Below are 25,241 nucleotides of genomic sequence, written 5' to 3'. Positions count from 1 at the left end.
CATGAAAAAGATATTTTCAACAATAGCATTCCTGTTGGCCATAACGATGTATGGACAGGACCAAAACTATGTAAAGACAACGGTCTACAAACATCCAGCATCAACACCATTAGAAAATCCAACGGCGCAGCAGGCCGCGGTAGAAATCAACTATTTGGACGGGCTGGGAAGACCCCTGCAGCGTCGCTCCTACAGACAGTCGGGTACCGGAACAGACCTCGTCACACATTTTGCCTACGACGCCTTTGGCATGCAGACAAAAGAATACCTGCCCTATCCCTCGCAGTCTGCCTCCCTCGCTTATGATTCTAACGCACTTGCAGAAGTACAGGGCTATTATGGTACGCCTCCACCCTCATCGGGCGTAGAAGCCACGGGAAATCCATATAGGGAAACTCTATATGAAAACTCACACCTCAACCGCGTACTTAAGCAGGCCGCTCCCGGCAATCCCTGGGCAATGGGTTCGGGTCATGAGATAAAGATGGGCTACGATACCAATACGGCAGCCGATGGGGTAAAGAACTATACCGCTACCGCCGTCTGGAACGGAAGCACCAAAATCTACGATGTTTCCCTCAGCTCTGCCAATTATGCCGCAGGGCAGCTCTACAAGAACATTACGAAAAACGAGAACTGGACCTCAGGAACGGACAATACCACCGAAGAGTTTTCCGACAAAGAAGGCCAACTCGTATTGAAAAGGACCTATGATGCTGGGCAACGCCATGATACGTATTACGTGTATGACCAGTTTGGCAACCTTTCCTATGTCTTCCCTCCGCTTGCTGACAATCCCCTGGCACAGCTCGAGGACCTTTGCTACCAATACAAGTACGACCACCGTAACAGGCTGGTTGAAAAAAAGCTGCCCGGCAGGCAATGGCAGTTCATGGCTTACGACAAGATGGACCGTCTGGTGGCAACGGGACCTACGACCTCTCCCTTTGACGGAAGCGGAACTGGTGCAATGTTTACCAAATATGACGTATTCGGTAGGGTAGCATATACGGGGTGGCTCCAGAATGCGGGTACGCGATCCAGTATCCAGACTACCGTGGACAGCTACGCCAGCCAGTGGGAAATAAGGTCGCCGCAAATGGTAGACAACATCTCTATAGGTTATTCAAATAAGGCATATCCTACGGCGACAAACGGCCTAAGCGTACTTACTATCAATTGGTATGACGACTACTCCTATCCTGAAGCGCCAGATACGTTCGGAACGGTGGAGGGTCAGACGGTATTCTATAACAATGGTACTGAGAAACCGAAGGGATTGCCTACAGGCACATGGACAAGAGCACTTCAAGAGCCATCGTATGCCAAAAGGGAACTCACGGCAACCCTGTACGATATCAAGGCAAGGCCTATCAGCGTTATCACAACCAATTATCTTGGCGGATATACCATAACGGACAGCAAGCTTGATTTTTCGGGCCGGCCAGAATATACCGTAACAAGGCACCGTATGGGAGATGACGGCGCAGAAGTCAGCATAAGGGAAGATTTTACGTATGACCTACAGGACAGGCCGCTTTCCCATACCCATAAGATCGGGGATCTGCCAACAGAACTACTATCCCTGAACAGTTACGACAAGCTCGGTAAGCTCGTATCCAGAAAGACTGGTGGAAACGACCTCACAGGAGGCACGTTCTACCAAAAGGTCGACTACAGCTACAATATCCGAGGATGGCTTAAGGGAATCAACTCGATAGAAAACTTCGCGACCGACGATGCCGGCTCGGACCTATTTGCCTTTGCCATCCGCTACAACGACCTGAATGGAAGCTATGACCCTACACTAAAGGCGCTGTACAACGGAAATATCTGCGAAACACGGTGGATTTCCAAAAGCGATAGCAGGGAACGGAGCTACTCTTACAGCTATGATGCGCTCGACAGACTCAGGAAGGCCTCCTACTTTAAGGAACATGCCTATACGAAGTCCTATGACGAGACGATGGACTATGACAAGAACGGGAACATCCAGAACATGGTACGTTTCGGTGATCTGGACTACGCGGGCTTTGCCATACAGATAGACGAACTAAAATACGAGTACATCCATAACAGGTTAAACAAGGTAACCGACCACTCCCTGCATCCCGCCGGTTTTAAGGACGGGGCCAATATGGGCTCTGAATATGACTATGATGCCAACGGCAACATGATTTCCGACGGCAACAAACGTATAGGTTCGGTAACCTACAACCACATGGACCTTCCCATCGAAATTAGTTTTACGACCGGAGAAAAAATTAATTATCTTTACGATGCTTTAGGTACAAAGCTGAAAAAGACGGTTGTTAGGACAACAGGAAATACTGTTACGGACTATCTTTCAGGCTTCCAGTATATCGATGAAAAGCTCGATTTTTTCCCTACCGCGGAGGGCTACGTAAAATGCTTCCCGGCGACAGAATCAAGGCCGGCCCGCTATAGTTACGCGTTCAACCTTAAGGACCATCTGGGAAATATCCGTCTGAGCTATGGCATGGATTGGGAAAAAGGCGGATTGGTTATTCTTGAGGAAAACCATTACTATCCGTTCGGACTGAAACATGAAAAGTATAACTCAGATAAGTATGAGTACGTTGCAGACCACAAGGACGACACGCCCTATCCCGTGGGGATAGAACCGATTGGGCCACAGCAGAGACGTTCATACCAGTACAAGTACCAAGGCCAGGAACGTCAGGATGAACTCGGACTCAACTGGGATAGTTTTAAGTGGAGGAATTATGACTTTGCGTTAGGCAGATTCATGAGTGTTGACCCGTTGGCGGAAAGTTACAGCTACCAGTCACCATACAACTTTGCCGAAAACAGGGTTGTTGACGGTAATGAGCTGGAAGGGCTGGAATGGGCACCTACGGGTGACAAGCAGGAAAGTTTCGAAGACCGACTCAACAGGGGAATGTTGACAGGAGCTGCAAACAGGCTCGCAGACTATGCCGACTTTGCGGTTACCGTTGTTACCGACCCGGGAACTGCATTAAAGCAGACAGGTGCGGCAATCGGCAATTCCGTGGGGGCAACCATCGGGCTGATCCAGGATCCTGTTGGCGCCTTTAATGGCACGAAACAGGCTATGGAGACAAAGATGAATTCGACTCCAGACCCGGTAGACGGCATGGGGCAGTTTATGGGCTCACTCCTTACCGATATGGTAACTGCAGAAGCCATTGGAGCCGGTTTCGCGAGGCTGTTTAGTGTAGGGAGTAAAACTAGTGTTGCAGAAAGTACAGTTACAAACAATTCCGTTGCTGTTTCAAAGCCTGTAAATGGAAATTCTAAAGCAAGTACAAAAGCGCAACACTTATATGAAATTTACGAGACGTCAAATAGTAATGTAGTGAAGACCGGGGTTAGTGGAGGAAAAGTATCCAAAGCAGGAAAATCCTACAGAGCCACTTCTCAAGTAAATAAACTTAATAAAGCTGCCGGCACTAAGAAGTACGATTCTAGAATCGTGAAAAAAGTTCCGGAAGGTGAAGGTGCTAGAAAAAAAATATTAGACGCAGAAAAGAAAAATGCTGATAAAAACAGGGAAACTTTAGATCCTGCAATACATAAAACACCATAGAGATATGAATTTAAGATATATAAATCTTTGGATTAGTCCAGAATCAGGTTTTAATGAAAAATATCGTTATGAGTTTAAATTACGTACTCGCTTCATTAATCATTATTTGTCTATTCAAATCCGAAAGTTAAAGTTTCAGACAGATGGTACTTTTAATATGATTTCCATTACTCCAATCCCAAAGGAAACGACTAATTGTTCTATTGTCCCATTAGATTGTTTAAGGGTTGAACTACCATTTAATCAAGAAAAATATGAAAAGGTAAAGCAAACAAATGATTTTAGCTATTATTTTGATCTTTTAGAAAAAGGTTTCAAAGAGGCAGCAAATTATAAGGATATACCACTCGAAGATTTACTTAGAATTACGGAAGAATTTAAAAATAGTGGGGCTAAAAATGAATGGGTCTTTAAGAAGAAAACATTTAAACAACATGGTCTTGAAATCAGCTTAAACTGTTATTTTACCACTATAGATTTTAAATTAGTTATGACAATAAGAAGCATCTCTTCCAAGGAAGTTCTATGTAGTGGTACAATCATCCGTACTTTACCTGACGAAATATATTTTGATAAGACATTTAAAGACATTTTAATAAATAATGATAAAATAATAGTAACCGATTCTAGTGGATTCGAAAGAGTAATTGTTGACTTAGATGCAGCGTTGAATAGACATTTCAAGTTTAAGCTGGCAGACTATCCCTTTAACGATAATGATAAAGAAGCGATAGAGAATCACGAAGAAGTAAATAAAATGCTTTCCTACAACGGTAAAGGATTTTAAGAATATCTAGCAGAAAGCCATCTCAATAGAGATGGCTTTTTACTAATTATGTAGCTTTAACTGAGAAACCTTTCCAACGTTTTCCAGTATTTATCCTTAATAATGTCGTAACTAACATTAAAAAGATGTGTGTACTTTGGCGTAAACTGTTCCATAACTTTTGATGGATAACGGAAACATTTACAAGCAAAATAGATAACTCTTCTATTTCCTAAAGTTTCCCTTCCGATATTTAGATATCCCTCAGAATCTTTAAGCGTTTTCATCAATTCCTCCTCAAATTCTTCCATTTTCGTTTCGTAATCAGTATTTTCATTACCTTGATTCAATTCAATTCCTATGTTTAGCAGCCAGGGATGCGAAGCTTTAGCATTCCATTCCATTAATGTAGCATTTACAACAGCCGTCATATGCTTTCCATCAATTGCACCTTCTAATAATGCATAGCTGTCACTGTCAGTATCGTAGCGTAAACCTTCATATTTTTCAATAAATTCTTTTTCTCGCCATAAAATAAAATCTTTCAGTTTCCAAATCGGGATCAGTTCGTTTTCCTCGCTTGGAACTTCAATAAGTTCTAAATTATCAAGGCTAGTTATGACATTTAGTTCACCAAGATAATTATCGATAAAGGCATAAATACCAGTTTCAATAGTCACTCTGTCATTTACATTGTAATTTTCATACACCACACCAATATTTATTTCATCAGGGTATTTCTTATTAGAAACTTCAACAAAAAACAGGTTTTCTTTTGTAAATGTGTAATTTTTAATACGCAAGCCTAATTTCTCAATGTCCATTGGTGGTTTCATAGCCTTAAATTTCCAACCAGAAATATTAGGCGCACTATTGACTAACTCTTCAACATAAATAATATTTTTTATGACACCATCGGGCGTGATTACTAGCTCAATTTGATTATCTTCGGTTACACCCGTAATATAAAAAAAACCTTCTCTCAATTCCTCTAGTTTTTGTGAAAGGGGAGCAAAAAATATTTCATCAATTCTCTCGCCTTTTCTAACAGCTCTAGAAAAGTTTTTTTCATTTTGCATGAACCATCTCCAAAAGTCTTCTTTGCTAGATATTTTAGTTTCTTTTCTATTATTGAATATTTTATTTAGAAAATCCATAAGTGTATAATTAAAATTTAGTTTTCAAAGCTATAGTATTACAAATGAAAGACATTATTAGAAATAATCCCCATAATATAATAGATAAATTAGCCCCTAAATAATGTTAAAATCCTTTTTTTTAATATTTTTACAGTTTACTCTATCTATTAGAAAGCATTTCAATAAACGCACAGTTTAGCTTCTATATAACTGACTAATCGTATGGAAAATCTTAAAGGAAAAATCAATATTTTTTGGAACTGGTTTTCTGAAAACGAAAAGGCATTAATGCCAGAAGTTATCACCGACAATCTCATCGACACATTAGATAGGAAAATCTTGTCACTTGGAGATTTTAGTTGGGAAATAAGGGAAGGTGAAGAAAAGGACAATATGCTTGTCATTTCACCTGGTGGAGACTTGGGACTTTTAGGTCAAACTAAGGAAATCATTAGTTCTGCACCTAATTCTGTCTATTGGGAGTTCCAGTATTATAAACCAGCAAAAAATTGGGAATTTCGTTTCACACTAGATAATTATGATGTAAAACGAATGCTTGACGCCAGTGAATGGGAATATGTGCTTTTAAAATTTCCTGACGCCACTTATGATATAATTCTAAAGGCGCCATCACTAGTTTCACTTCCAAAAGATTACCAAAATGATGCAATTGAGATAGTTTTAGAAAGTTCTATTGGCGAAAAGCTACGATTGGAACTTATTAAAGATATTGACATCGTTGACGAAATCCCTAAAGAATATTTCGGGAAACAGACTTCTATAAAATTTCTTAAAGATCAGATATACGAACTAGAAGGAATTAGTTAAAGATTAAATTATGGGGTTATTCTTTATGAATAGCCCTATTTAATATCATAGATATATGTTAGAAGTATTTAAGGGAAAAGTTATAAAGTTTGCGGATCCCTATTACATTACTGAAGGACTAAGCAATGATATGGATTCCGAAATCAGGGTCAAAAAGGGAAATTTTAAGGAGGAGCATTACATTTATGTATTAAAGTACATCATTGAGTATATAATGCAAGAAAATGCCAAAATCCTTCCTGATCAAAATATTGGATTCAATTCATGGATTTTAAATTTTATACTCAAACAAAACGAATATCTCGAAATTTATGAGACGCATCCAGTAACCCAAGAACTTGTGCAAGGCTGCGATTATTCATTAGAAGTAATGAATAATCAGATTAAAGTCTGTGACAAACACTCTTCGAAATACCTGTTCACACGGGTTAATCAAAACATAGCTATTTCCGATGGTGTTTTGGAAGGAGTCGCAGTTGAAGGGGTAAGATATGAGGCTCCTGAACATATGTCAGGCTGGTATCTTACGACTGATCTTTATAACGATGATATCAATTCACTTAAACAAATTAGACTTCCTGATTTGGCCCGTAGAAGACCTGAATTAATAAAATACCTAGCATTGGATAATGGTTTCAGATTTTTTGTGGACTCAAAAAATGATGAAGTCTGGTTTGATGAAGAAGTATTGGATTAATCTTATAATCTAACAATTCTAAATGATGGGACTATTCGTATTGAATAGTCCCTATTTTTAATATTATGGGAAATAATTTAGAAAACTTACAAAGAGAAATTTGCTCAAATTATGGGTTAGAATTTCAGAGATCAGATTTGAGTCTTAAAGTTGGTGTTTCTTTAAGCGTTAAAGACAATCAACAACCTATACATGCTTTAAGGCACCCAAAAGATGAGCATACAACAGGCTGGTACATATGGGCTGGCGAATATTCCGAAGAGGAAGACTTCTTTAAACCATTACATACAGTCCATCTTGATGAATGGTGCCCTATAATTATGCCTTATTTAGGTTTTCCAGCTGGAACAAGAGTTTTAATTGCTGAAGATGGTAAATATGTGGATGTATGGACAGACCCTACATTATTAGAAGTTTAATTAGATAGAAATTTATCAGGGGCTATTGCATTGAATAGTCCCATTTTTTTAATGTCATGGAAAATTTAGCTGTTATCAAAAAGAAGTTCATTACTGAGAATAATTCCCCTATTCTATCTCTATTTAGAGACGATAAGGGACCTGCCAATTGATATTTCCTACAAGACGGGAGAAAAAATTAGCTACCTTTACGATGCTGGCGGCAGCAAGCTGAAAAAGACAATAGTCACGGGAACGGCAACCACCGCTACCGACTATCTTTCAGGGTTTCAGTACATAAATAGCGTACTCGACTTTTTCCCTACTGCCGAAGGTTATGTCAAATGCTATCCGGCTGGAGGAGCCAGACCTGAATGCTACAATTATGCCTATAACCTTAAGGACCATCTAGGCAACATCAGGCTGACCTACGGGATGGATTGGGGAAAGGGAGGATTGATTATCCTTGAGGAAAACCATTACTATCCTTTTGGCCTAAAGCACGAAAAATACAATGTAGATGTATACCGCCATGTACCAATACAAGGAACCGATGGATACTACACGGGAGGAACAGGATTAGAGCCTATACCTAACTTTTTGTCTCCTTTAGACAGAGAAAGAGCTTATGCATACAAATATAAGTACAACGGGAAAGAATGGCAAGACGAGCTTGGGCTTAACTTTTACGACTACGGGGCTAGGAATTATGACCCTGCATTGGGACGATGGATGAATATTGATCCTCTGGCGGAGAAATCAAGGAGATTTAGTCCGTATGTTTATGCTCTTAATAATCCTGTTTACTTTATAGATCCGGATGGAATGGAAGGAGTGGGTTTTTTGAGCGAGTTAGGAGCTGATATAGCTGGGGTTAAGATTACAGACTTCGACTATGACGACATTACAATTCGAGGAAAAAATGCCAAAACAGGGGAAATGCAACCGACTGTTGTAATTAAAACAGAATTGGTTGATGAGACTGTTGACTTACCTAGTCTTCCTGTTGTACCAAAGCATGACCCCGTCACCAATAAAGACCAAAATAAACCTTTAGTGGTATATGGAATGGATGAATTAGTGAAATCTCAAGTTAAAAAATTTGGTAATCCTAACGCCCTATTCCTGACATTATCTGGAGGAATTGTAGCAGGTGGAGGGATAGGTGGTTCTGTTCAAATTGTACATTTTCTAACAGGAGAAGATACTGGCGGAACCTTTTTATATACACCTGATAATTTTACTTACTCTATTGGATTATCAGCTGGTATAAGCCTTGAAATAGGAGCTGCATACGCCTCTAATTCAACAAAAAAAACATTTAATAGAGACACCATGGCTGGAACAAATATAGACTTAGCCGGAGGACTTGGCACTATAAGCGGAACATTAAGTATGGGCTTAACTAGTAAATGGAACTGGACACCTACAAGTTATAGTGTTTCAACATCTATATTAGGTGAATCCGCTTTCAAAGCAGGAGCATCTCTATCTGTAAGCGAAATGAAACTTCAAACTACATTAAAAAAACCTAAAAAATAATCCTATGAAAAATCTAATCACTATAATATCAATTCTTTTGATAATTTCCTGCAATGAAAACAAGAGCAATCAAAGCATTAAAATAACCCCATCAAGTATAAAAAAGATAAGTATTACTAATAAAGTAAACTGCAGTTTACACAACTTAAAACCTATTACTTTAGAAATTATTGATAAATCAGAAATAAGCAAAATTATTGATGCGTTTTCTTTATCTAAAAAGATACAGGGAAGTGTTAATAATAGAGCTAATAATGGTTCGTTTGAAATAAGTTTCAATGACGAGAAAACCGATTATTATTTTTCGTTAAGCTATACCATTTATGATGGCGTTATTTTAAGAAACAACAACAATGGTGAAAGATTTAAAAATGATAAGCTTGAAGGTTTAATATACCCTCTCTTTGTTGATGATAAAATAGAGTAATAAATTCATTAATCCAACATTATGAAATGATATAAATGAATTGGAGTTATTAAATTTGATCAATTAAGAAAAGACATTTTAGCGGCCAAAATTATTACTATGACTACGTACAAAAAAGGCAAGCATAATGCTTGTCTTTTTTAAAATAGCTACTTTAAAACAAGAATACACTAGCTTCGAAAAGTCTCCTGACTTTGAGTAATACTAAAGCTATGACAGAAATGTTGTAGCTTTTTTCGTTGAAAAGAGTAGTGTTTATTATCTTTGATAAAACTATTTTACACGCCATGAAAGAAGGACAGATTATAAGAGAACAAGAAAAAGCTCATTTTATTACAGCCACAGTAGTAGATTGGATTGATGTTTTTACTAGAAAAAACTATCGGGATTGTATCATTGGTTGTTTGGATTTCTGCATTAAAAATAAGGGCATGACTGTATACGGTTATGTCATTTTGAGCAATCATATCCATTTAATTATACACTCTAAAGAAGGAAAATTGTCCGATTTAATAAGGGATTTTAAGAAGTTTACTGCTAAAACAATTTTAGAAAAAATCCAAGCAGAACCTGAAAGTCGAAGGGACTGGATGCTGGAACGATTCAAAATAGCCACAGAATCTCATAGTCGTAACAAAAATTATCAGTTCTGGCAATATGGAAATCATTCTGAAGAAATTTATTCAGAAAAATTTATGTGGTCAAAATTGGATTATATCCATATGAACCCTGTTCGTGCTGGTCTTGTTGTAAAAGCTTCAGATTATATTTATTCGAGTGCGAGTAATTATGCAAACGGTGAAGGTATTTTGACTATCGAAAAAGCTGATAATCCTGTTGTTGATGTGTTAAGAAACAGTTCTTTTGATAATTATAATAGTTATTAATTGCTCAAAGTCAGGATACTTTGCGCAGCGGGACAACTACCTCTTATTCAACAATTCTATACCAATATAACTAATTTATTATGAGACATTTATCAATTTTAATTGTTGGCTTATTTCTTATGGGCTGTATAGGAGACTGTGATGATGCCGCCGATATTTACAGGAGTTTTGAATGTATCATAATTATTGAAAATATTCCTAATCCTAAATCAACCCACCTCTTCAATATTGAAGGGACAGATCCCTATACAGGCAAAAAGATTCAATTTGACAGAGAAAACAGATGGTTCTGTACATTTTACCCCTTATTGGCTATCGGAGATACAATAATCAAAAGAAAAAATGAATTAGTTTTCAATATCCGTAAAAAAGATACGATATTCCGGTTTAACTATGAATGTAATGGAAAAACATATGAATAAAATCAAAACCTTAGGAACCTTACTCTTTTCTTTATCCGTATTATCTTGCAACTTTAATGCGAATGTTAATTTTGAAAATGAAGAGAAAGAAAAAGAAAATGCAGAATCAACTGCTGCACTAATGTACTTGGAGCTTTCGAAAAAAAATTATGACAAAGTAACAAGTTTATTTAGCGATTCATTTTTTAAAACTGATAGTAGGGAAAACTTTATTAAGGTCCTGTCAAACAAAACTGAAAAACTAGGTGATTTTCAAGATTATAAATTAATTGAATGGAAAACTTCAAGAACCCAAGGTACTAATACGAACACACAATATCTACTTGTTTATGAAGTAAAGTACAGCAAATTTAAAGCTACAGAATCCTTATCAATGCTTAAAGAAGGTGAAGCGATAAAAATTGTTGGATATCATGTGAATTCAGGTGGTTATTAAAATTACAAAACTAAAATTTGAATTATATCAATCAGAATTATTTAAAGCTGGGACATTTTTCGATGTTCCAGCTTTTTTTTGAATTTTTCAATCAAATGGCAGTATACCACATATAGCTAAAGACATTAAAGAATAAGACAAAACAAAACCAGATTTTCTCACAAAACACTTTACAGTATATTAAAACCTCAAACATACCAATACAGATGGCCTCTTAATATAAAAATACATCCGCAACAAATCCTAAAATCCCATCAAAACCATAAAAACACCCATCATATTACGCCAAACCCCATATATTGCTTATTTTTATAGCCCTAAAAACGAAAAACAGCTATGAAAAAAATTCAAACCTTATTACTTGCATTAGCCTCAACAACACTATGGGCACAACAAACCATTTCCTTTGAAACTTCGGAAGGTTATCAACTTGGCACGCTTCACCAACAAAACGGCTGGGAAGTTACAGAAGGTTCTGCCGGCTTTGTTACCAACCAAACTGTAAGCAACGAAGCGGCTTCAACGGGTAGTTATTCTTTTAAGAATGCTTATGAGCCTAGCTTTGACTGGCAATATTTTCCAATATTTGGTGCTTCCAAAATATTTGACGCTCCTAAAAGCTATAACAATTTTACTATTTCTTATGATGTAATGGCGACAGCGAAATTGGGTTCTGATTTTGAATTTACACTATTTGCCATTGACAGCAATGAGGAATATGTACCTGTTGCAGGTGTAGGAATTGAAAATCAGGGATATATTTACCTAATCAAGGACATAAATTATAGTTCTGATCGTGCTGTTCCTGAGTGGGCTCCCAACCAATGGGTCAACATTAAGATTGAAGTTACTGCTACCGAAATCAAATATTATATCAATAATACTTTAGAAAAAACACTTGCCAATTTTACAGAACTTAATATCGTGGGATTTAATATGCTCCACAACAATTATGGCAACAATGCTTTTTATGACAATTTTGTCATTACAAGTGAAAACCTGGGCACTAAACCTTTTGAAGCTATTTCTTATTCTGTATACCCTAATCCGGCTCAAGACATTGTTTCTATAGAATTACCAGCAAATACTACATTATCTGAAACTGCTATCTATAGCATCACCGGACAAAAAGTAATACATACAGAAGGCAGTCAGACAATCAATGTAAGTTCGCTTTCTGCCGGAACTTATTTCCTTAAAGGTCTTACGACAGATGGGACATCTTTCACAAAAAAACTTATAAAAAAATAAATCATTAAAACGCCGGACAATGATCCGGCGTTTTTGTTCTTACAAAAATAAAGACATTTATATAAAAGAGAATCCGTATCAATCTTGCGGATTCCATAAACCACTTGCCGCAATCTCTTTCACATATTCTGAAAAATCTTTTGGTTTTCGCCCTAAGGCTTCCTCTACTCCATGGCTTGTGGAAGCATTTCTGCCATCCAGTACTTCTGTAAAAAGATAGGTAGACAAATCGATATACTCTTTCGGAATTTGATAGGCTGTCATCTGTGTTACATATTCTTCCGTTGAAGGCTGTTCATAAACAATTGGCCTACCAACAGCCTCAGCAATTTCAGCAATTGCTTCCTTAAAACTCAGCAATCTGGAACCTGTGACTTCATAAAGCTTTCCATCATGGCTTTCTTCCGTAAGCGAAGCGACAACTACATCAGCAATATCATCAGCATCAATAAATGGTTCTTTGACATCTCCAACAGGCAACGAAACATAACCTTGCAGAATAGGTTCCAGAAAAAAGCTTTCGCTAAAATTCTGGTTGAACCAGCTTGCTCTTACAATAGTCCATTTTAAACCGCTCTCCATGATGATTTTCTCGCATACTTCGGCTTCTTTTTCACCACGTCCAGAAAGAAGTACCAGCTTTTCAACACCCGCTTCTTTTGCCAGTGCTGAAAGCAACCGTATCGCATCATCTGAACCTTCAACAGCCAAATCCGGCTGAAAAGTAATATATATGCTGCTGATGTCTTTCAATACTTCTTTCCAATTTTCTGAATGCTCCCAATCAAATTTAGGAACCATTGAACGGGAACCTTTCCTGACAGGCAAGTTCTTTTTTTCCAATCGCTCTACTACCCGGCTTCCTGTTTTTCCGTTAGCACCCAATACTAAAATCTGTTTTGTTTCCATTATGTTTCTGTTTTTTTTTAGACAAAACTAGCTGCCAGAAAAACCTTAAAATAGAACAGAACCGACAGCCATACTTTTTTTGTAAATTAGCTAGGCCTAAAAAACAAATCCATGACCCAACGCGATATCGCAAAATTTCGGATGCTTGCACAGCAGATTACCAAACCGGAACTAAAATCGGCTCCTGAAATGGTAGCCTATTTTGGAGCCATTCAAGGACAGGAATATGCCCAGACAAAATGGTCGCTTGGCTTACGGATGCCACATTTGACGGATGCCGATATTGAAAAAGACCTCAACGAAGGCCGAATTTTAAGAACGCACCTTTTGCGGCCTACCTGGCATTTTGTAGCTCCGGAAGATATCCGGTGGATGTTGATGCTAACAGGCCCAAGAGTAGAAGCCATAAATGCTTATATGTACCGAAAGATGGAACTGGACAATGCGACTTTCAATCAATGCAACACCATCATGCAGCGTGCTCTTGAAGGTGGAAAACATCTGACTCGCGAAGCATTGAGCCAGGAATTTCTCAAAAACAACATTCAGGCTGACGGTACGCGTTTAGTTTGCATCATGATGAAGGCAGAACTTGAAGGGCTTATCTGTAGTGGCGCCAGACAAGGCAATCAGTTTACGTATGCGTTGCTGGAAGAAAGGGTTTCGCCTGTCAGCAAAAAAGAACGGGATGAAGCTCTGGCTGAACTTTCCCAACGCTATTTCATCAGCCACGGACCCGCAACCGCCAAAGATTTTTCGACCTGGTCCGGATTGAGCCTGACCGACTGTAAAAAGGGGATCGAAATGGTCAAAACCCATCTGGCAGAAGAAAAAATAGAATCTGAAACCTATTATTTTTCTCCCAAACTAAATCTTGACACCGCAACTTTCGGGCAACTGCAACTGCTTCCTATTTATGACGAAATGATTATGGGCTATAAAAACAGGGAAGCTTTAATGCAATACCGAAATGCTGTACAACCCGGAAAAAGACTCCGATATGACAACACGCTTTTATTTGACGGACAGGTTATTGGTTCCTGGAGAAGAAAAATAAAACCAAAAGTAATCGATCTGGAATATGAATTTCTGGAACAGCCGGACAAAAAGCAAGAATCCGAATTTGAAAAGGCTTTACTTCGGTTTGAAAAATTTTATGAACTACCCGTTAATACAATTAATAACTCCCAATAAACTTATGAAATCCTTTTTAACCCTTTTATTTTCCTTTACCATTACCTTTTCTTTTGCACAAAAAACAAGTCCGAAAACCGAACCTTTTGTTTTGGGCAGAATTGAAAAAATCAATTCAAAGGTTTTGAATGAAACCCGAACCCTGAACATCTATATTCCGGACAGTTACAATAAAAATCCGAAAACGGCTTACCCGGTTATTTACCTTCTGGACGGTTCTGCCAACGAAGATTTTATACATGTCACCGGACTTGTGCAGTTCCTGACCATGATTCAGAAAATGCCCGAATCGATTATTGTTGGAATCGCCAACGTCGACAGGAAAAGAGATTTTACATTTCCGACAACGAACGTTCAGGACAAAAAAGACTTCCCTACTACCGGCCATTCTGAAAAGTTTCTGAGTTTTGTTGAAAAAGAACTGCTTCCTTACGTCAAAAAACACTACCGCACCAGCACCGCTACAATTGCCGGACAATCACTAGGCGGGCTTTTTGTAACAGAAACGCTTCTTAAAAAACCGGAACTTTTTGATAATTATATTATTATAAGCCCAAGCCTTTGGTGGGACGATGAATCCTTACTACGTAAAGCTCCGGAATTATTAGAAAAAAAGCGGAACAAAAAAATTCAGGTGTTTGTAGCCGTTGGTTCTGAAGGACAACAAATGGAGGACGATGCGTTCCAACTTTCGGAAATTCTGGCAAAATCAAAAGACAATCTGGTTTCTTCCTTCGCAAAAATGACAGAAGAAAATCATCTTACAATACTGCACAATTCACTTTACAAGGCATTGGAAGCAATAAATAAAACGCAATAAACAATTATATTTACCACTATGTACACTCCACCGCACTACAAAAATGAAAATATTGACGAAGTCCGGGAATTTATCAAAGCTAACAGCTTTGGCATACTGGTCAGTCAGACAAAAGGCAGATTGTGGGGAACGCATATTCCAATGGAACTGGACTTTAATGAACACGGCAATACTTTTTTATACAGCCATATTTCCAAAGCCAATCCACAATGGAAAAGTTTTGTGGATGGCGAAGAAGTATTGGCAATCTTCCACGGACCACATAGTTATGTCTCTTCTTCATGGTATCAAAAAGAAGATGTGCCTACCTGGAATTACATTGCAGTACATGTCTACGGAAAAGTCGAGATTATTGAAGGCAAGGAATTGATAGATTCGCTGAAAAAGCTCGTAGATACTTACGAACACGGTTCAGAACATCCGGTTTCTGTAGAGAATCTCTCCGAAAAAACGATGCGGCAGGTTAACGGAATTGTAGGCTTCAAAATTGCCGTTTCTGAAATTCAGGCAACCTATAAATTATCCCAAACCCGAAAAGAAACTGACTTCCATACGATTGTCAACCAATTGGAAAACAGTTCTGATTTTATGTCAAATGCCACGGCCAAAGCCATGAAGCAATCCAGAGAAAAAGAATAATCCCGCAAGTTTCGGGTTTTAATACGCCAAAGCCTCCGATAACTTTGTATCATAAATTTCAAAGAAATGAATGAGCAAGAACACATCAATTATATCCGGATTGCAGAAGCCATCGAATATATCCGGAAAAATTTCAAGAACCAGCCCAATCTCGATGACGTAGCGGCAAAGGTACACCTGAGTCCTTTTCATTTTCAACGCCTTTTTACGGAATGGGCGGGCGTTAGCCCAAAAAAATTCCTGCAATACATTAGCGTTGAACATGCCAAACATATCCTCAAAGAAAAAGAAGCGACGCTGTTTGACGCTGCCTACGAAACCGGACTGTCAGGAACCGGAAGACTGCACGACCTTTTTATCAAAATTGAAGGAATGACGCCCGGAGAATTTAAAAACGGTGGCGAAAACCTTTCCATCAATTATAGCTATGCCGAAAGTCCGTTTGGCAATATTATAGTAGCTTCAACACCAAAAGGAATCTGCTATATGGCTTTTTCCGAAAATGAAAACCATTCGTTTTCAGACCTGAAAAGTCATTTTCCTAATGCCCAACTAAAACAAAAACTGGACCTCATACAGCAAAATGCCCTGTATATTTTCACACACGACTGGGACAAACTCCATCAGGTAAAATTGCACCTGAAAGGAACCGATTTCCAGTTGAAAGTTTGGGAAACCTTGCTGAAAATTCCAATGGGCGATTTATCGACCTATGGTAAGATTGCCGAAAAAATTCAGAAACCAAGAGCATCACGGGCTGTCGGAACGGCCATTGGCAGCAACCCGGTAGCCTTTCTGATTCCTTGCCATCGTGTTATCCAGTCCAGTGGAAATTTTGGAGGCTATATGTGGGGCAATACCCGAAAAACAGCCATCATTGGATGGGAAGCGGCACAATCACTTTCTCCAAAACTATAAGCCATGGAAAACATACAGGAAAAATTTACAGCGCTTGATTTGGCTGCATTTAACGATGAAATGAACGAAAAAGGATATGCCATCATTCCTAAGCTGATTACAGAACGGCAATGCGATGAACTCATAAAAAATTACGACAATCCTTCCGGCTATCGGAAAACTGTGGTTATGGAACGCTACCGTTTTGGATTGGGAGAATATAAATATTTTAATTATCCGCTTCCGGACCTGATTCAGGGCATCCGAGAAAACCTGTATCCAAAACTAGCACCAATTGCCAATTTGTGGATGAAGGTACTGAACATAAATTCCCGTTTCCCTACCGATTTTCATGAATTGCAGGCACTTTGCCATGCCAACAACCAGTTAAAACCAACGGTGCTGATTCTGAAATATGGTAAGGGCGGATACAACACACTGCATCAGGATTTATATGGAGATATCTTTTTCCCGATGCAGACCGTACTTTTCTTAGACAATCCGGATGAAGATTATACCGGTGGCGAATTCGTACTGACACAACAAACGCCAAGAGCACAATCCAAAGCAATTGTACTCAAACCAAAAAAAGGTGACGCATTAGTATTCACAACCAATTTCCGACCTGTAAAAGGTTCCAAAGGTTATTACCGCGTTAATATGAAACATGGCGTAAGCGAATTGCATTCGGGTAAACGGCATACGCTAGGTATTATTTTTCACGATGCCATAAGCTGATTATGATAGCACACGAACACATTACAGATGCCTTGCTTCGCAGAAAAATCATCAGGAAGGAAATCCTGTTGGGAGGAAATAAGAAGTTGAAAATTTACGGTAACTTGCGTTGTCAATCCGGGAAAAGAATGCTGCGGAAAAACAGGGTTTTCTTCATCTCTGAAGAAGAAGCCTTACAAAACGGCTACAGGCCTTGCGGACACTGCCTCTCGGAAAAATATAAAATCTGGAAAACCAATAACAGTAATGGATTTATTTAATGATGACATAACAGCCAATCTGCTGCCTTATGACGGAACCGTAATCTACTACGGAAAGGTGATGAGTCATGCCCGGGCACAATTTTATCTGGAAAAATTGCTTAAAGACATCGAATGGAAAAATGACGAGGCCGTTATTTTCGGAAAACTCATCATAACCAAAAGAAAAGTGGCCTGGTATGGGGACAGCGATTATCTGTATACCTATTCCAATACGACCAAACAAGCGTTGCCGTGGACCAAAGAACTCCTGGAATTAAAAAAACTGGCCGAAGAGATTTCAGGAACTTCCTTTAATTCCTGCCTGCTGAACCTCTATCATGACGGAAACGAAGGCATGGCCTATCATAGCGACGATGAAAAATCTTTGGGCAAAAATACGACCATCGCTTCCCTGAGTTTTGGCGCCGAACGAAAATTCTCATTCAAACACAAACAAACAAAAGATAGTGTTTCCGTACTATTAGAGCATGGCAGCCTGCTCGTTATGAAAGACGAAACGCAGAGCCATTGGCTGCATCGCCTGCCACCCTCAAAAAAAGTAACACGGCCAAGAGTCAACCTGACCTTCCGGACCATTGTTTTATAGCAGAAAAGGATATTTAATTATGAAAAAACTTCTTTAAGCACCTCCAATGATTTTGGCTTCTTAAAGCCATCCAGATGGAAACTGTAATAGTCAAGGATAATCTTGAGTAGTTGTTGCCTCTCCTTTCCGTTAAAAACCTGCTGGTTACTGTCAAAACGCAAGGCAAGCAATTTTCTGAAAAGCATGGTCTCCTGTACAGAAAGGCAGGACAAAGATTGGAAAGGTGTAAAAATGCCTTCCGTCATTTCAAAAAAGGCATAGTCATTGGTTGAAGCATCCGGATAAAAACCCAGGAATTTGGTAATTTCCAAAAGCAATATCAAGTGGAAATTGGCAATCTCATCATGACTGTCAAGCCATAAAAGAGCCGTTTCCAGAAAATGAAAAAGGTCTTCATTGTTCTCCTCTTCCCGTATGCTATGATGCAACATTTCTGAAAGGAAAATAATGATTGTGCTTTTTACAATATCAACATGTATGGTGTGGTAGGCTGCAAAAAGTTTAATTTCTCTAAAACTTTCCAGCGTTCCTTTATTTTTATGCACCGCTTCAATCTCAAGGATATTTAACGGTTGGAAATAGGCTATTTTCTGTTTGTTGTTTTTGCCTGAAAAGGCATTGTGAACGAAATAAGATTTTAATCCGTCTGTTTCCGTAAAACATTTCACAATCAGGCTTTTTTCCTGATACTTGAGGGCACTGATGACAATGGCTTTCGTCTTGACAAGCATTTTGCAATTACAAATTTATCTTATTATCATGACTTTTTTGACCTTGGTTTCAGACCCGTCTTTGGAAGAAATAAATACCATATACACTCCGGAAGCTACTCTATATTTTCCAAAAGCTTTGGTATCCCATTCAATAGTTCCTCCTTCAGAAGTAGTTTCATAAACGAGATTGCCTTCAATATCGGTGATTTTAATATTGGCATCGTTAATCAGGCCGCTTATCTTTACTGTTCCCGTAAATTCCGGGCGCACCGGGTTCGGATAGATATATACCTGAGAAAGGTCGTCATTGCCTTTGGTTGAAGTACCCTGAAAAGAAACAAGACCTGCCGTAGTGGCAAAAAACACTTCGCCGGTCACAGCATTAATATCGATATCATTAATGGAATTGCTTGGCAGTGGTGAATTTTCTCTTGTAAATCTGTGAATGGTCTGCTGTCCGTTAGAAGATACCAGGAATACACCGGAATCTGCGGTTCCTATCCATTTGTTATTGGCTCCGTCAACTACTATATCCGTAATAAACTGCTCATAAAGCAATTCCTGCGGAAGTCCGTCTTCAATGATGATAATCGGGTTGGTTTCCAAATCGCTTTCTCCCATAAAACGGTCAACGCTTGGCAGAACTCTCAAACCTTGCATCGTACCAATCCAAAGCTGGTTTCTGTTATCAACCGCTACCGCAATCGCGTTTTTTATAAGCGGATTTCCGGCATCTTCCTGCGAAGCTGCCAACCTGAATTTGGTTGCGGCATTTTCATTAAAACCGATAACTCCGTTTAGGGAAGACACAAACCATTTTGTTCCGTTTTTATCAATTGCCATGCGTCCATAATCCTGCTCTAAATAACCAGTTGCGAAACCATCTATAGAATAGGACTGCCACGAACCATTGGTTTTCAAAACTTTTATGGCATTTTCAACCCTTGAATTATTAAACCACAAATTGCCTGACCTGTCAAATCCGGCACCATTAATACGCACTGATTTATAATTGGGGTCTGGTCCAAAGAAAAGCGATTCCGGCCCGTTTTGGGTGGTGTGGTCATATTTTGCCACGACTACATCATTTTCTACTTTTAGTAATCCGGAATGGAAAGAGCTGATATACAGCTGGTTTTCATTAGACGGATTTATGGTTATCCTTGAAAGCGAATGGGCCTGCAGAACATCCTCATATGGAATATTTAACCAACCATTTTCTGAAAACTTACTAATGCCGTTACTGCTCACATCCGGAACATAAAACACATTATATCCTCCATACACCGCCCAAAGTTTTCCGGTAGGCGTGGTCTGAATTGCAAAAATATTGTTCTTTGCAGGACCGTCAGGTTTGATTACCAGAAACGTAGCCGTATTGGTAACCTCTGTTGAGATAATACCGTTTTCTTTCGTACCAATATAAATAGTTCCGTCAATGACAGTCGCGCAGTTGAACGCTGCAGTCATTTCAGGAATACTGCTACTGACTATATGCGCAGTCTGTGAAAAGTTTTCATTGTAGGTATAAACATGATTAAGCGTGGTAGCAATCAGGTTATTTTGGTAAGACCTTAAATCTATTCCGGGTTGCATCAGATTGGTCACAGTCGCAAAAGCAGTTCCGGTGTGTCTTGCAACTCTATTGGCACTTATCCCGACAATCTGGTTATTATGTGTCACGATTCCTGTCCATATTCCGCTATCAAAAGTCTGCCATTGGTTAAAATCATTAAGATTCGGATTGGACAGATCGGCTCTCCTGATACCGCTTTCTGCGGTTGCCACATAAATAAAATTGTTTAAAACCGTTGACTGATAAGCCTTTACTTCTTCACCTGCCGGGCCGAGCAGATAGGTATCGCCAAATCCAAGTGTGTCCAGATTGTACTGCACCACTCCAAAATCACAGGAAATGTATAATTTTCCTTCGTGCTCATAAAAATGGTTGATGCGTTTTCGGTTTGGCGTTAGTCCGGCCTGGTCACGGATTCCGGGCACAATTAAAATATGTCCGGTACTTTCTGTAAGTATAAGCATCAATCCGTTGGCGTGCCCAATAATCGTTTTATTAAAAGCCTGGCTGTAATAAACGGCAGTAATATCCTGACCGGAAAGACCATTAATTGTGGTTACTGTCTTTAGCTCATTGGTTGCCAGATTTTTGGAAAACAAGCTTTTTTGTGTAGCACCTGTTATTCTTGTAGCTGATTCTGTAAGGTCGTTTACTTCATTATAGGAGAAATAGCCCTTCCATAACTGATTGTTCTGGGCAAAAGCGATTTGTATAAAAAAAGAAAAAAGAAAAATTAGGAATTGCTTTTTCATTATCGATTAGGAATTGCATACAAATATAATACAAACGGATATATTTCTCTTTTCATATATTTTATGCCTGAAACAGTTAAAAAAAATGCCCTCTAAACAGAAGGCATTTTTATAATGTTATGGATTTTTCGATTATACGACTCCTTGTGCCAGCATGGCATCGGCTACTTTCACAAAGCCTGCAATGTTTGCCCCTTTTACGTAATCTACATATCCGGTTCCGTCAGAACCATATTTTACGCATGATGTGTGGATGTCAAGCATAATTCTTTTTAATCTTTCGTCTACTTCTTCAGAAGTCCAGCTCAAACGCAATGAGTTTTGAGACATTTCAAGACCGGAAGTGGCTACTCCACCTGCATTGGATGCTTTACCCGGAGCAAAAAGAATTTTAGCTTTCTGGAAAACCTCAACAGCTTCAGGCGTTGAAGGCATGTTAGCACCTTCAGCTACACAAATACATCCGTTTGCCACTAATAATTTTGCTTCTTCTCCGTCCAATTCATTCTGGGTAGCACAAGGCAAAGCGATATCGCATTTTACTTCCCACGGACGTTTTCCGGCTACATATTTTGCGCTTGGATATTTTTTCGTGTACTCGCTGATTCTGGCATAGTCCACATTTTTAAGCTGCATCACATAAGCCAGTTTTTCAGCATCGATTCCATCCGCATCATAAATATAACCGGCAGAATCAGACAGGGTAACTACCTTACCTCCCAATTGCGTTGCTTTTTCTGCAGCATATTGTGCTACGTTTCCGGAACCGGAAACTACAACTGTTTTGCCTTCAAAGCTCTGTCCTTTGGTCTGAAGCATGCTTTGTGCAAAATACACATCGCCATAACCCGTAGCCTCAGGACGGATAAGAGAACCCCCGAAAGAAATTCCTTTACCGGTCAAAACACCCGTAAATTCATTTCTAAGTCTTTTGTACTGACCAAACATGTAACCCACTTCTCTTCCTCCAACACCAATATCACCCGCAGGAACATCGGTATTGTCACCAATATGCTTAGACAATTCCGTCATAAACGCCTGGCAGAATTTCATAATTTCGTTATCTGATTTTCCTTTTGGGTCAAAATCAGCGCCTCCTTTTCCACCACCCATTGGCAGTGTAGTCAGGCTGTTTTTAAATGTCTGCTCAAAAGCAAGGAATTTTAAGATGCTCAGGTTTACAGAAGGATGGAAACGGATACCTCCTTTGTAAGGTCCGATTGCTGAATTCATCTGGATTCTGTAGCCGCGGTTTACCTGAGTATTTCCGGCGTCATCCATCCAGACAACTCTGAACATGACAACACGCTCAGCTTCGACCATTCTTTCCAAAAGCATCTTGTTTTGGTATTTTTTATTTTCTTCGATAAAAGGAATTACAGTCTCTGCAACTTCTTTTACAGCCTGTAGAAATTCAGGCTCATTAGGATTTCTTGTAGCAACTGCTTCAACAAAAGAGTTAATACTTTCTGACATGATTATTAAGTAGTTATTAACGTTTTCAATGAAAACGTTTTCGTTTGATAGCACAAAGATACATCTTCTCCAAATACGTGAAGTTTTTTTTTTGATTATCAATAGATTTATTTTTTTATGAGAAAATCTCAAACAAATCTATTTTTAGCAGGGCGATTTTAGAGTTTTTATGATATTTTTTGAAGTAACAAACTATTTTTCTTTTTTTTTTATAAGTGCCTGATGTTTTTATATATTTGTCTCGAATTCTTTAAAAATTTGATTAGATGCCCAGAATCTATTTTTTAATTCTAGCATTAGCTTTTGGAGGGCTAAATGCTGCTTTTGCCCAATTTGGCTTTTCGCATGAAATTGGGGTAATCGTGGGTCCTGTAGCACTTCAATCAGACTATGGAGAGCGCCACGACTTAAGCACAAATGCTGGAAATACAGGAATTGGAGTTGGAATTATTCACTACCTTAATTTTTCTTATAAAGCAGAGTGTAACTGTTATGCTCGTGAGACGTTTTTTAACGACCACTTTAAAGTTAGAACCGAATTGTCCTATAGCAAGACCAACTTGCAGCACTTTGGAAAATGGGTTGATGACAGCAAAACCAGCGTTACCGCCCAACAGCTAAGAAATATGAGAGGAAGCACTGCGATTACCAATATCGGAATGCAGCTTGAATATTATCCGCTAAGTATCCGTGATTTTACGGCTTCTGACGGAAGCTGGGCACCTTTTATCAGCTTAGGAGCTCAATTCAGCCATTACAATCCGGAAGCAAAGTCTACAACCGGACCATTGACAATCATCAACACGCCTGTAAAATATCGTGATGCTTTCAAAAACGAATCCGGAACCGTATGGTCTGTCGTTTCCAGCGTTGGAACGCGATACAAACTGAATGAATTATCAGATTTGATGGTGGATTTGAGATTCCAGTATTATTTTTCTGACTGGGTTGACGGATTGCGACCAGACCCGGCTCGCTACTCAGAAAACAAAGCCAACGACTGGCTGGTTTGGCTAAACGTAGGTTATATCTACTATTTGAATTAAAATTATATCCTGAAATAAAAAAGTCCCGATTTTCATCGGGACTTTTATTTTTATTGCAACGCCTGTTTCAGGTCTTCAATGAGGTCATCGATATCTTCGATACCTACACTCAACCGAACCAGGTCATCTGAAATTCCTATTTCTTTTCTCTTATCTTCAGGAATTGAAGCATGTGTCATCAAAGCCGGATGATTTGCCAGCGATTCCACACCTCCCAAAGACTCTGCCAGGGTAAATACCCGCAACTTCTCCAGGAAACGGACTGCATCTTCTTTCTTACCTGATTCAAACGTAAAAGAAACCATACCTCCAAAACCATTCTTCATTTGCTTTTTGGCAATTTCGTGGAATGGATGTGACTCCAATCCCGGATAAAAAACGGTCTTTACTTTTGGATGGCTGCTCAAAAACTCCGTAACCTTTGCTCCGTTCTCACAATGCCTTTGTACTCTTAGATGCAAAGTTTTAATTCCTCTCAACACTAAAAAAGAATCCTGCGGACCCAATGTAGCACCTGTAGCAAATTGCTGGAAATGCAATTGTTCTGCCAAAGCCTCATCTTTTACGACCAAAGCACCGGCAATAACATCAGAATGTCCGCCAAGGTATTTTGTGGCTGAGTGCATTACGATATCTGCTCCCAAGTCCAATGGCTTTTGCAAATAGGGAGTAGCAAAAGTATTATCGACAGCAAAAAGCAATTTGTGTTCTTTGGTTATTTTGGCAATGGCTTCGATATCGGCCAGTTTCATCAAAGGATTGGTTGGTGTTTCCACCCATACCAACTTTGTATTTTCGTTGATTAACGATTTGAATTTCTCCAAATCGTTCATATCTACAAAATGAAACTTGATTCCGGAATTTTTATAAATTCTCGTAAACATTCTGTAGGTTCCACCATATAAATCGTCCATGGCAATCACCTCATCTCCTGCCTGGAAAGACCTCAAAACGCAATCTGTAGCCGCTAATCCTGAAGAAAAGGCAAGACCTTTTGTTCCGTTTTCAATACTGGCCAACGCATTCTCCAAAGCCGTACGCGTTGGATTGGCTGCCCTGCTGTATTCATAATCTCCAACAGGCTGTCCCGGGCTTGACTGCACAAAGGTAGAAGTCTGGTAAACCGGCGGCATTACGGCTCCCGTACTTGGGTCATGATGCTGTCCGCCGTGTATCACTTTAGTGTTAAATTTCATATAAATGATTATTTATGTATCAATATTTTGGACAAATTTACCTTTTAATTT

At 39.0% G+C, this 25,241-nt stretch carries 25 protein-coding genes; 19 read left to right on the top strand and 6 right to left on the bottom strand.

The genetic code is table 11. From position 1 onward, the window contains the following. Position 1: 1 nt before the first annotated feature. Both B0G92_RS03300 and B0G92_RS03295 read left to right on the top strand, forming a co-directional pair. Positions 2–3,592 carry a DUF6443 domain-containing protein gene (locus tag B0G92_RS03300; RefSeq protein WP_101471093.1) on the top strand — a complete coding sequence of 1,197 codons (3,591 nt, stop codon included), beginning with the start codon at positions 2–4 and terminating at the stop codon, positions 3,590–3,592. 4 nt (positions 3,593–3,596) lie between these two features. Next, complete coding sequence (locus tag B0G92_RS03295; RefSeq protein WP_101471092.1) at positions 3,597–4,379, top strand: hypothetical protein; 783 nt, start codon at positions 3,597–3,599, stop codon at positions 4,377–4,379. A gap of 56 nt (positions 4,380–4,435) precedes the next feature. Here the strand turns inward: B0G92_RS03295 and B0G92_RS03290 are convergent, their stop codons facing one another. After that, entirely contained in the window at positions 4,436–5,515 is a 1,080-nt protein-coding gene (locus B0G92_RS03290) for a DUF695 domain-containing protein (RefSeq protein WP_101471091.1), read from the bottom strand. A gap of 204 nt (positions 5,516–5,719) precedes the next feature. Here B0G92_RS03290 and B0G92_RS03285 point away from each other — a divergent pair, with 204 nt between their 5' ends. From B0G92_RS03285 to B0G92_RS03245, 9 genes are all read left to right on the top strand, one after another. Next, positions 5,720–6,325 carry a hypothetical protein gene (locus B0G92_RS03285; protein ID WP_101471090.1) on the top strand — a complete coding sequence of 202 codons (606 nt, stop codon included), beginning with the start codon at positions 5,720–5,722 and terminating at the stop codon, positions 6,323–6,325. A 55-nt stretch (positions 6,326–6,380) separates the two neighbouring features. Further along, the gene (locus B0G92_RS03280; RefSeq protein WP_101471089.1) at positions 6,381–7,022 is read left to right on the top strand and encodes an immunity protein Imm33 domain-containing protein; all 642 of its coding nucleotides are present in this window, start codon (positions 6,381–6,383) and stop codon (positions 7,020–7,022) included. 65 nt (positions 7,023–7,087) lie between these two features. Further along, a complete protein-coding gene (locus B0G92_RS03275) occupies positions 7,088–7,441 on the top strand; it encodes an immunity protein Imm33 domain-containing protein (protein ID WP_101471088.1) in 354 nt (117 codons plus the stop codon). A 414-nt stretch (positions 7,442–7,855) separates the two neighbouring features. Next, positions 7,856–8,962 (top strand): RHS repeat-associated core domain-containing protein, encoded by a 1,107-nt coding sequence (locus B0G92_RS16845; RefSeq protein ID WP_310793699.1) that lies wholly within the window; start codon positions 7,856–7,858, stop codon positions 8,960–8,962. A gap of 4 nt (positions 8,963–8,966) precedes the next feature. After that, positions 8,967–9,389 carry a hypothetical protein gene (locus B0G92_RS03265; protein ID WP_101471087.1) on the top strand — a complete coding sequence of 141 codons (423 nt, stop codon included), beginning with the start codon at positions 8,967–8,969 and terminating at the stop codon, positions 9,387–9,389. A 287-nt stretch (positions 9,390–9,676) separates the two neighbouring features. Further along, entirely contained in the window at positions 9,677–10,276 is a 600-nt protein-coding gene (locus B0G92_RS03260; RefSeq protein WP_101471086.1) for an REP-associated tyrosine transposase, read from the top strand. A gap of 80 nt (positions 10,277–10,356) precedes the next feature. Further along, entirely contained in the window at positions 10,357–10,698 is a 342-nt protein-coding gene (locus B0G92_RS03255) for a hypothetical protein (RefSeq protein ID WP_143394986.1), read from the top strand. Further along, the gene (locus B0G92_RS03250; protein ID WP_143394985.1) at positions 10,691–11,134 is read left to right on the top strand and encodes a hypothetical protein; all 444 of its coding nucleotides are present in this window, start codon (positions 10,691–10,693) and stop codon (positions 11,132–11,134) included. Before B0G92_RS03255 ends, B0G92_RS03250 begins: the two co-directional genes overlap by 8 nt. A 336-nt stretch (positions 11,135–11,470) precedes the next feature. Beyond that, entirely contained in the window at positions 11,471–12,385 is a 915-nt protein-coding gene (locus B0G92_RS03245; RefSeq protein ID WP_101471083.1) for a T9SS type A sorting domain-containing protein, read from the top strand. A 78-nt stretch (positions 12,386–12,463) separates the two neighbouring features. On the opposite strand, the gene B0G92_RS03240 is transcribed toward B0G92_RS03245, so the two are convergent. Further along, on the bottom strand, positions 12,464–13,294 hold the full coding sequence (locus B0G92_RS03240; protein WP_101471082.1) for an NmrA family NAD(P)-binding protein: 831 nt from the start codon (positions 13,292–13,294) through the stop codon (positions 12,464–12,466). A 111-nt stretch (positions 13,295–13,405) separates the two neighbouring features. On the opposite strand from B0G92_RS03240, the gene B0G92_RS03235 reads away from it, so the two are divergent. The 7 genes from B0G92_RS03235 to B0G92_RS03205 all read left to right on the top strand — a co-directional run bounded on the left by B0G92_RS03235 (position 13,406) and on the right by B0G92_RS03205 (position 18,431). After that, on the top strand, positions 13,406–14,488 hold the full coding sequence (locus tag B0G92_RS03235; RefSeq protein ID WP_101471081.1) for a winged helix DNA-binding domain-containing protein: 1,083 nt from the start codon (positions 13,406–13,408) through the stop codon (positions 14,486–14,488). Positions 14,489–14,492: 4 nt separating this feature from the next. Next, complete coding sequence (locus tag B0G92_RS03230) at positions 14,493–15,308, top strand: alpha/beta hydrolase (RefSeq protein ID WP_101472008.1); 816 nt, start codon at positions 14,493–14,495, stop codon at positions 15,306–15,308. Positions 15,309–15,326: 18 nt separating this feature from the next. Then, on the top strand, positions 15,327–15,947 hold the full coding sequence (locus B0G92_RS03225; RefSeq protein ID WP_101471080.1) for an FMN-binding negative transcriptional regulator: 621 nt from the start codon (positions 15,327–15,329) through the stop codon (positions 15,945–15,947). Between the two features lie 66 nt (positions 15,948–16,013). Beyond that, the gene (locus tag B0G92_RS03220; RefSeq protein WP_101471079.1) at positions 16,014–16,865 is read left to right on the top strand and encodes a bifunctional helix-turn-helix domain-containing protein/methylated-DNA--[protein]-cysteine S-methyltransferase; all 852 of its coding nucleotides are present in this window, start codon (positions 16,014–16,016) and stop codon (positions 16,863–16,865) included. 3 nt (positions 16,866–16,868) lie between these two features. Next, on the top strand, positions 16,869–17,582 hold the full coding sequence (locus B0G92_RS03215; RefSeq protein WP_101471078.1) for a 2OG-Fe(II) oxygenase: 714 nt from the start codon (positions 16,869–16,871) through the stop codon (positions 17,580–17,582). A 2-nt stretch (positions 17,583–17,584) separates the two neighbouring features. Further along, complete coding sequence (locus B0G92_RS03210) at positions 17,585–17,842, top strand: Ada metal-binding domain-containing protein (RefSeq protein ID WP_101471077.1); 258 nt, start codon at positions 17,585–17,587, stop codon at positions 17,840–17,842. Beyond that, positions 17,829–18,431: an alpha-ketoglutarate-dependent dioxygenase AlkB family protein gene (locus B0G92_RS03205; protein ID WP_101471076.1), complete on the top strand. Its 603-nt coding sequence runs from the start codon at positions 17,829–17,831 to the stop codon at positions 18,429–18,431. Before B0G92_RS03210 ends, B0G92_RS03205 begins: the two co-directional genes overlap by 14 nt. A gap of 17 nt (positions 18,432–18,448) precedes the next feature. Here B0G92_RS03205 and recO read toward each other — a convergent pair whose 3' ends face one another. From recO to gdhA, 3 genes are all read right to left on the bottom strand, one after another. Next, on the bottom strand, positions 18,449–19,162 hold the full coding sequence (gene recO / locus B0G92_RS03200; RefSeq protein WP_101471075.1) for a DNA repair protein RecO: 714 nt from the start codon (positions 19,160–19,162) through the stop codon (positions 18,449–18,451). Between the two features lie 15 nt (positions 19,163–19,177). After that, positions 19,178–21,472: a type IX secretion system anionic LPS delivery protein PorZ gene (porZ, locus tag B0G92_RS03195; RefSeq protein ID WP_101471074.1), complete on the bottom strand. Its 2,295-nt coding sequence runs from the start codon at positions 21,470–21,472 to the stop codon at positions 19,178–19,180. Between the two features lie 132 nt (positions 21,473–21,604). Further along, positions 21,605–22,948, bottom strand: coding sequence for an NADP-specific glutamate dehydrogenase (gene gdhA / locus B0G92_RS03190; protein WP_056066801.1), 1,344 nt, complete (start codon positions 22,946–22,948; stop codon positions 21,605–21,607). A 266-nt stretch (positions 22,949–23,214) separates the two neighbouring features. Here gdhA and B0G92_RS03185 point away from each other — a divergent pair, with 266 nt between their 5' ends. Next, positions 23,215–23,994 carry a THC0290_0291 family protein gene (locus tag B0G92_RS03185; protein WP_056066803.1) on the top strand — a complete coding sequence of 260 codons (780 nt, stop codon included), beginning with the start codon at positions 23,215–23,217 and terminating at the stop codon, positions 23,992–23,994. Positions 23,995–24,044: 50 nt separating this feature from the next. Here the strand turns inward: B0G92_RS03185 and B0G92_RS03180 are convergent, their stop codons facing one another. Next, positions 24,045–25,190: a cystathionine gamma-synthase gene (locus tag B0G92_RS03180; protein WP_101471073.1), complete on the bottom strand. Its 1,146-nt coding sequence runs from the start codon at positions 25,188–25,190 to the stop codon at positions 24,045–24,047. Positions 25,191–25,241 lie beyond the last annotated feature (51 nt).

This window comes from Flavobacterium lindanitolerans, assembly GCF_002846575.1.
GTDB classification, from domain to species: Bacteria; Bacteroidota; Bacteroidia; order Flavobacteriales; family Flavobacteriaceae; genus Flavobacterium; species Flavobacterium lindanitolerans.
The sequence above is the reverse complement of the archived record's forward strand: the minus strand, read 5'-3'. Positions and strand labels throughout refer to the sequence as shown.

Bases quoted from the DNA above. Each gene is read 5' to 3' on its own strand.
- B0G92_RS03275 (WP_101471088.1), top strand. From the start codon at position 7,088: ATGGGAAATAATTTAGAAAACTTACAAAGAGAAATTTGCTCAAATTAT.
- B0G92_RS03255 (WP_143394986.1), top strand. From the start codon at position 10,357: ATGAGACATTTATCAATTTTAATTGTTGGCTTATTTCTTATGGGCTGT.
- B0G92_RS03300 (WP_101471093.1), top strand. From the start codon at position 2: ATGAAAAAGATATTTTCAACAATAGCATTCCTGTTGGCCATAACGATG.
- gdhA (WP_056066801.1), bottom strand. From the start codon at position 22,948: ATGTCAGAAAGTATTAACTCTTTTGTTGAAGCAGTTGCTACAAGAAAT.
- B0G92_RS03260 (WP_101471086.1), top strand. From the start codon at position 9,677: ATGAAAGAAGGACAGATTATAAGAGAACAAGAAAAAGCTCATTTTATT.
- B0G92_RS03205 (WP_101471076.1), top strand. From the start codon at position 17,829: ATGGATTTATTTAATGATGACATAACAGCCAATCTGCTGCCTTATGAC.
- B0G92_RS03290 (WP_101471091.1), bottom strand. From the start codon at position 5,515: ATGGATTTTCTAAATAAAATATTCAATAATAGAAAAGAAACTAAAATA.
- B0G92_RS03225 (WP_101471080.1), top strand. From the start codon at position 15,327: ATGTACACTCCACCGCACTACAAAAATGAAAATATTGACGAAGTCCGG.
- B0G92_RS03220 (WP_101471079.1), top strand. From the start codon at position 16,014: ATGAATGAGCAAGAACACATCAATTATATCCGGATTGCAGAAGCCATC.
- B0G92_RS03240 (WP_101471082.1), bottom strand. From the start codon at position 13,294: ATGGAAACAAAACAGATTTTAGTATTGGGTGCTAACGGAAAAACAGGA.
- porZ (WP_101471074.1), bottom strand. From the start codon at position 21,472: ATGAAAAAGCAATTCCTAATTTTTCTTTTTTCTTTTTTTATACAAATC.
- B0G92_RS03280 (WP_101471089.1), top strand. From the start codon at position 6,381: ATGTTAGAAGTATTTAAGGGAAAAGTTATAAAGTTTGCGGATCCCTAT.
- B0G92_RS03235 (WP_101471081.1), top strand. From the start codon at position 13,406: ATGACCCAACGCGATATCGCAAAATTTCGGATGCTTGCACAGCAGATT.
- B0G92_RS03215 (WP_101471078.1), top strand. From the start codon at position 16,869: ATGGAAAACATACAGGAAAAATTTACAGCGCTTGATTTGGCTGCATTT.
- recO (WP_101471075.1), bottom strand. From the start codon at position 19,162: ATGCTTGTCAAGACGAAAGCCATTGTCATCAGTGCCCTCAAGTATCAG.
- B0G92_RS03295 (WP_101471092.1), top strand. From the start codon at position 3,597: ATGAATTTAAGATATATAAATCTTTGGATTAGTCCAGAATCAGGTTTT.
- B0G92_RS16845 (WP_310793699.1), top strand. From the start codon at position 7,856: ATGGATTGGGGAAAGGGAGGATTGATTATCCTTGAGGAAAACCATTAC.
- B0G92_RS03185 (WP_056066803.1), top strand. From the start codon at position 23,215: ATGCCCAGAATCTATTTTTTAATTCTAGCATTAGCTTTTGGAGGGCTA.
- B0G92_RS03285 (WP_101471090.1), top strand. From the start codon at position 5,720: ATGGAAAATCTTAAAGGAAAAATCAATATTTTTTGGAACTGGTTTTCT.
- B0G92_RS03230 (WP_101472008.1), top strand. From the start codon at position 14,493: ATGAAATCCTTTTTAACCCTTTTATTTTCCTTTACCATTACCTTTTCT.
- B0G92_RS03210 (WP_101471077.1), top strand. From the start codon at position 17,585: ATGATAGCACACGAACACATTACAGATGCCTTGCTTCGCAGAAAAATC.
- B0G92_RS03265 (WP_101471087.1), top strand. From the start codon at position 8,967: ATGAAAAATCTAATCACTATAATATCAATTCTTTTGATAATTTCCTGC.
- B0G92_RS03245 (WP_101471083.1), top strand. From the start codon at position 11,471: ATGAAAAAAATTCAAACCTTATTACTTGCATTAGCCTCAACAACACTA.
- B0G92_RS03250 (WP_143394985.1), top strand. From the start codon at position 10,691: ATGAATAAAATCAAAACCTTAGGAACCTTACTCTTTTCTTTATCCGTA.
- B0G92_RS03180 (WP_101471073.1), bottom strand. From the start codon at position 25,190: ATGAAATTTAACACTAAAGTGATACACGGCGGACAGCATCATGACCCA.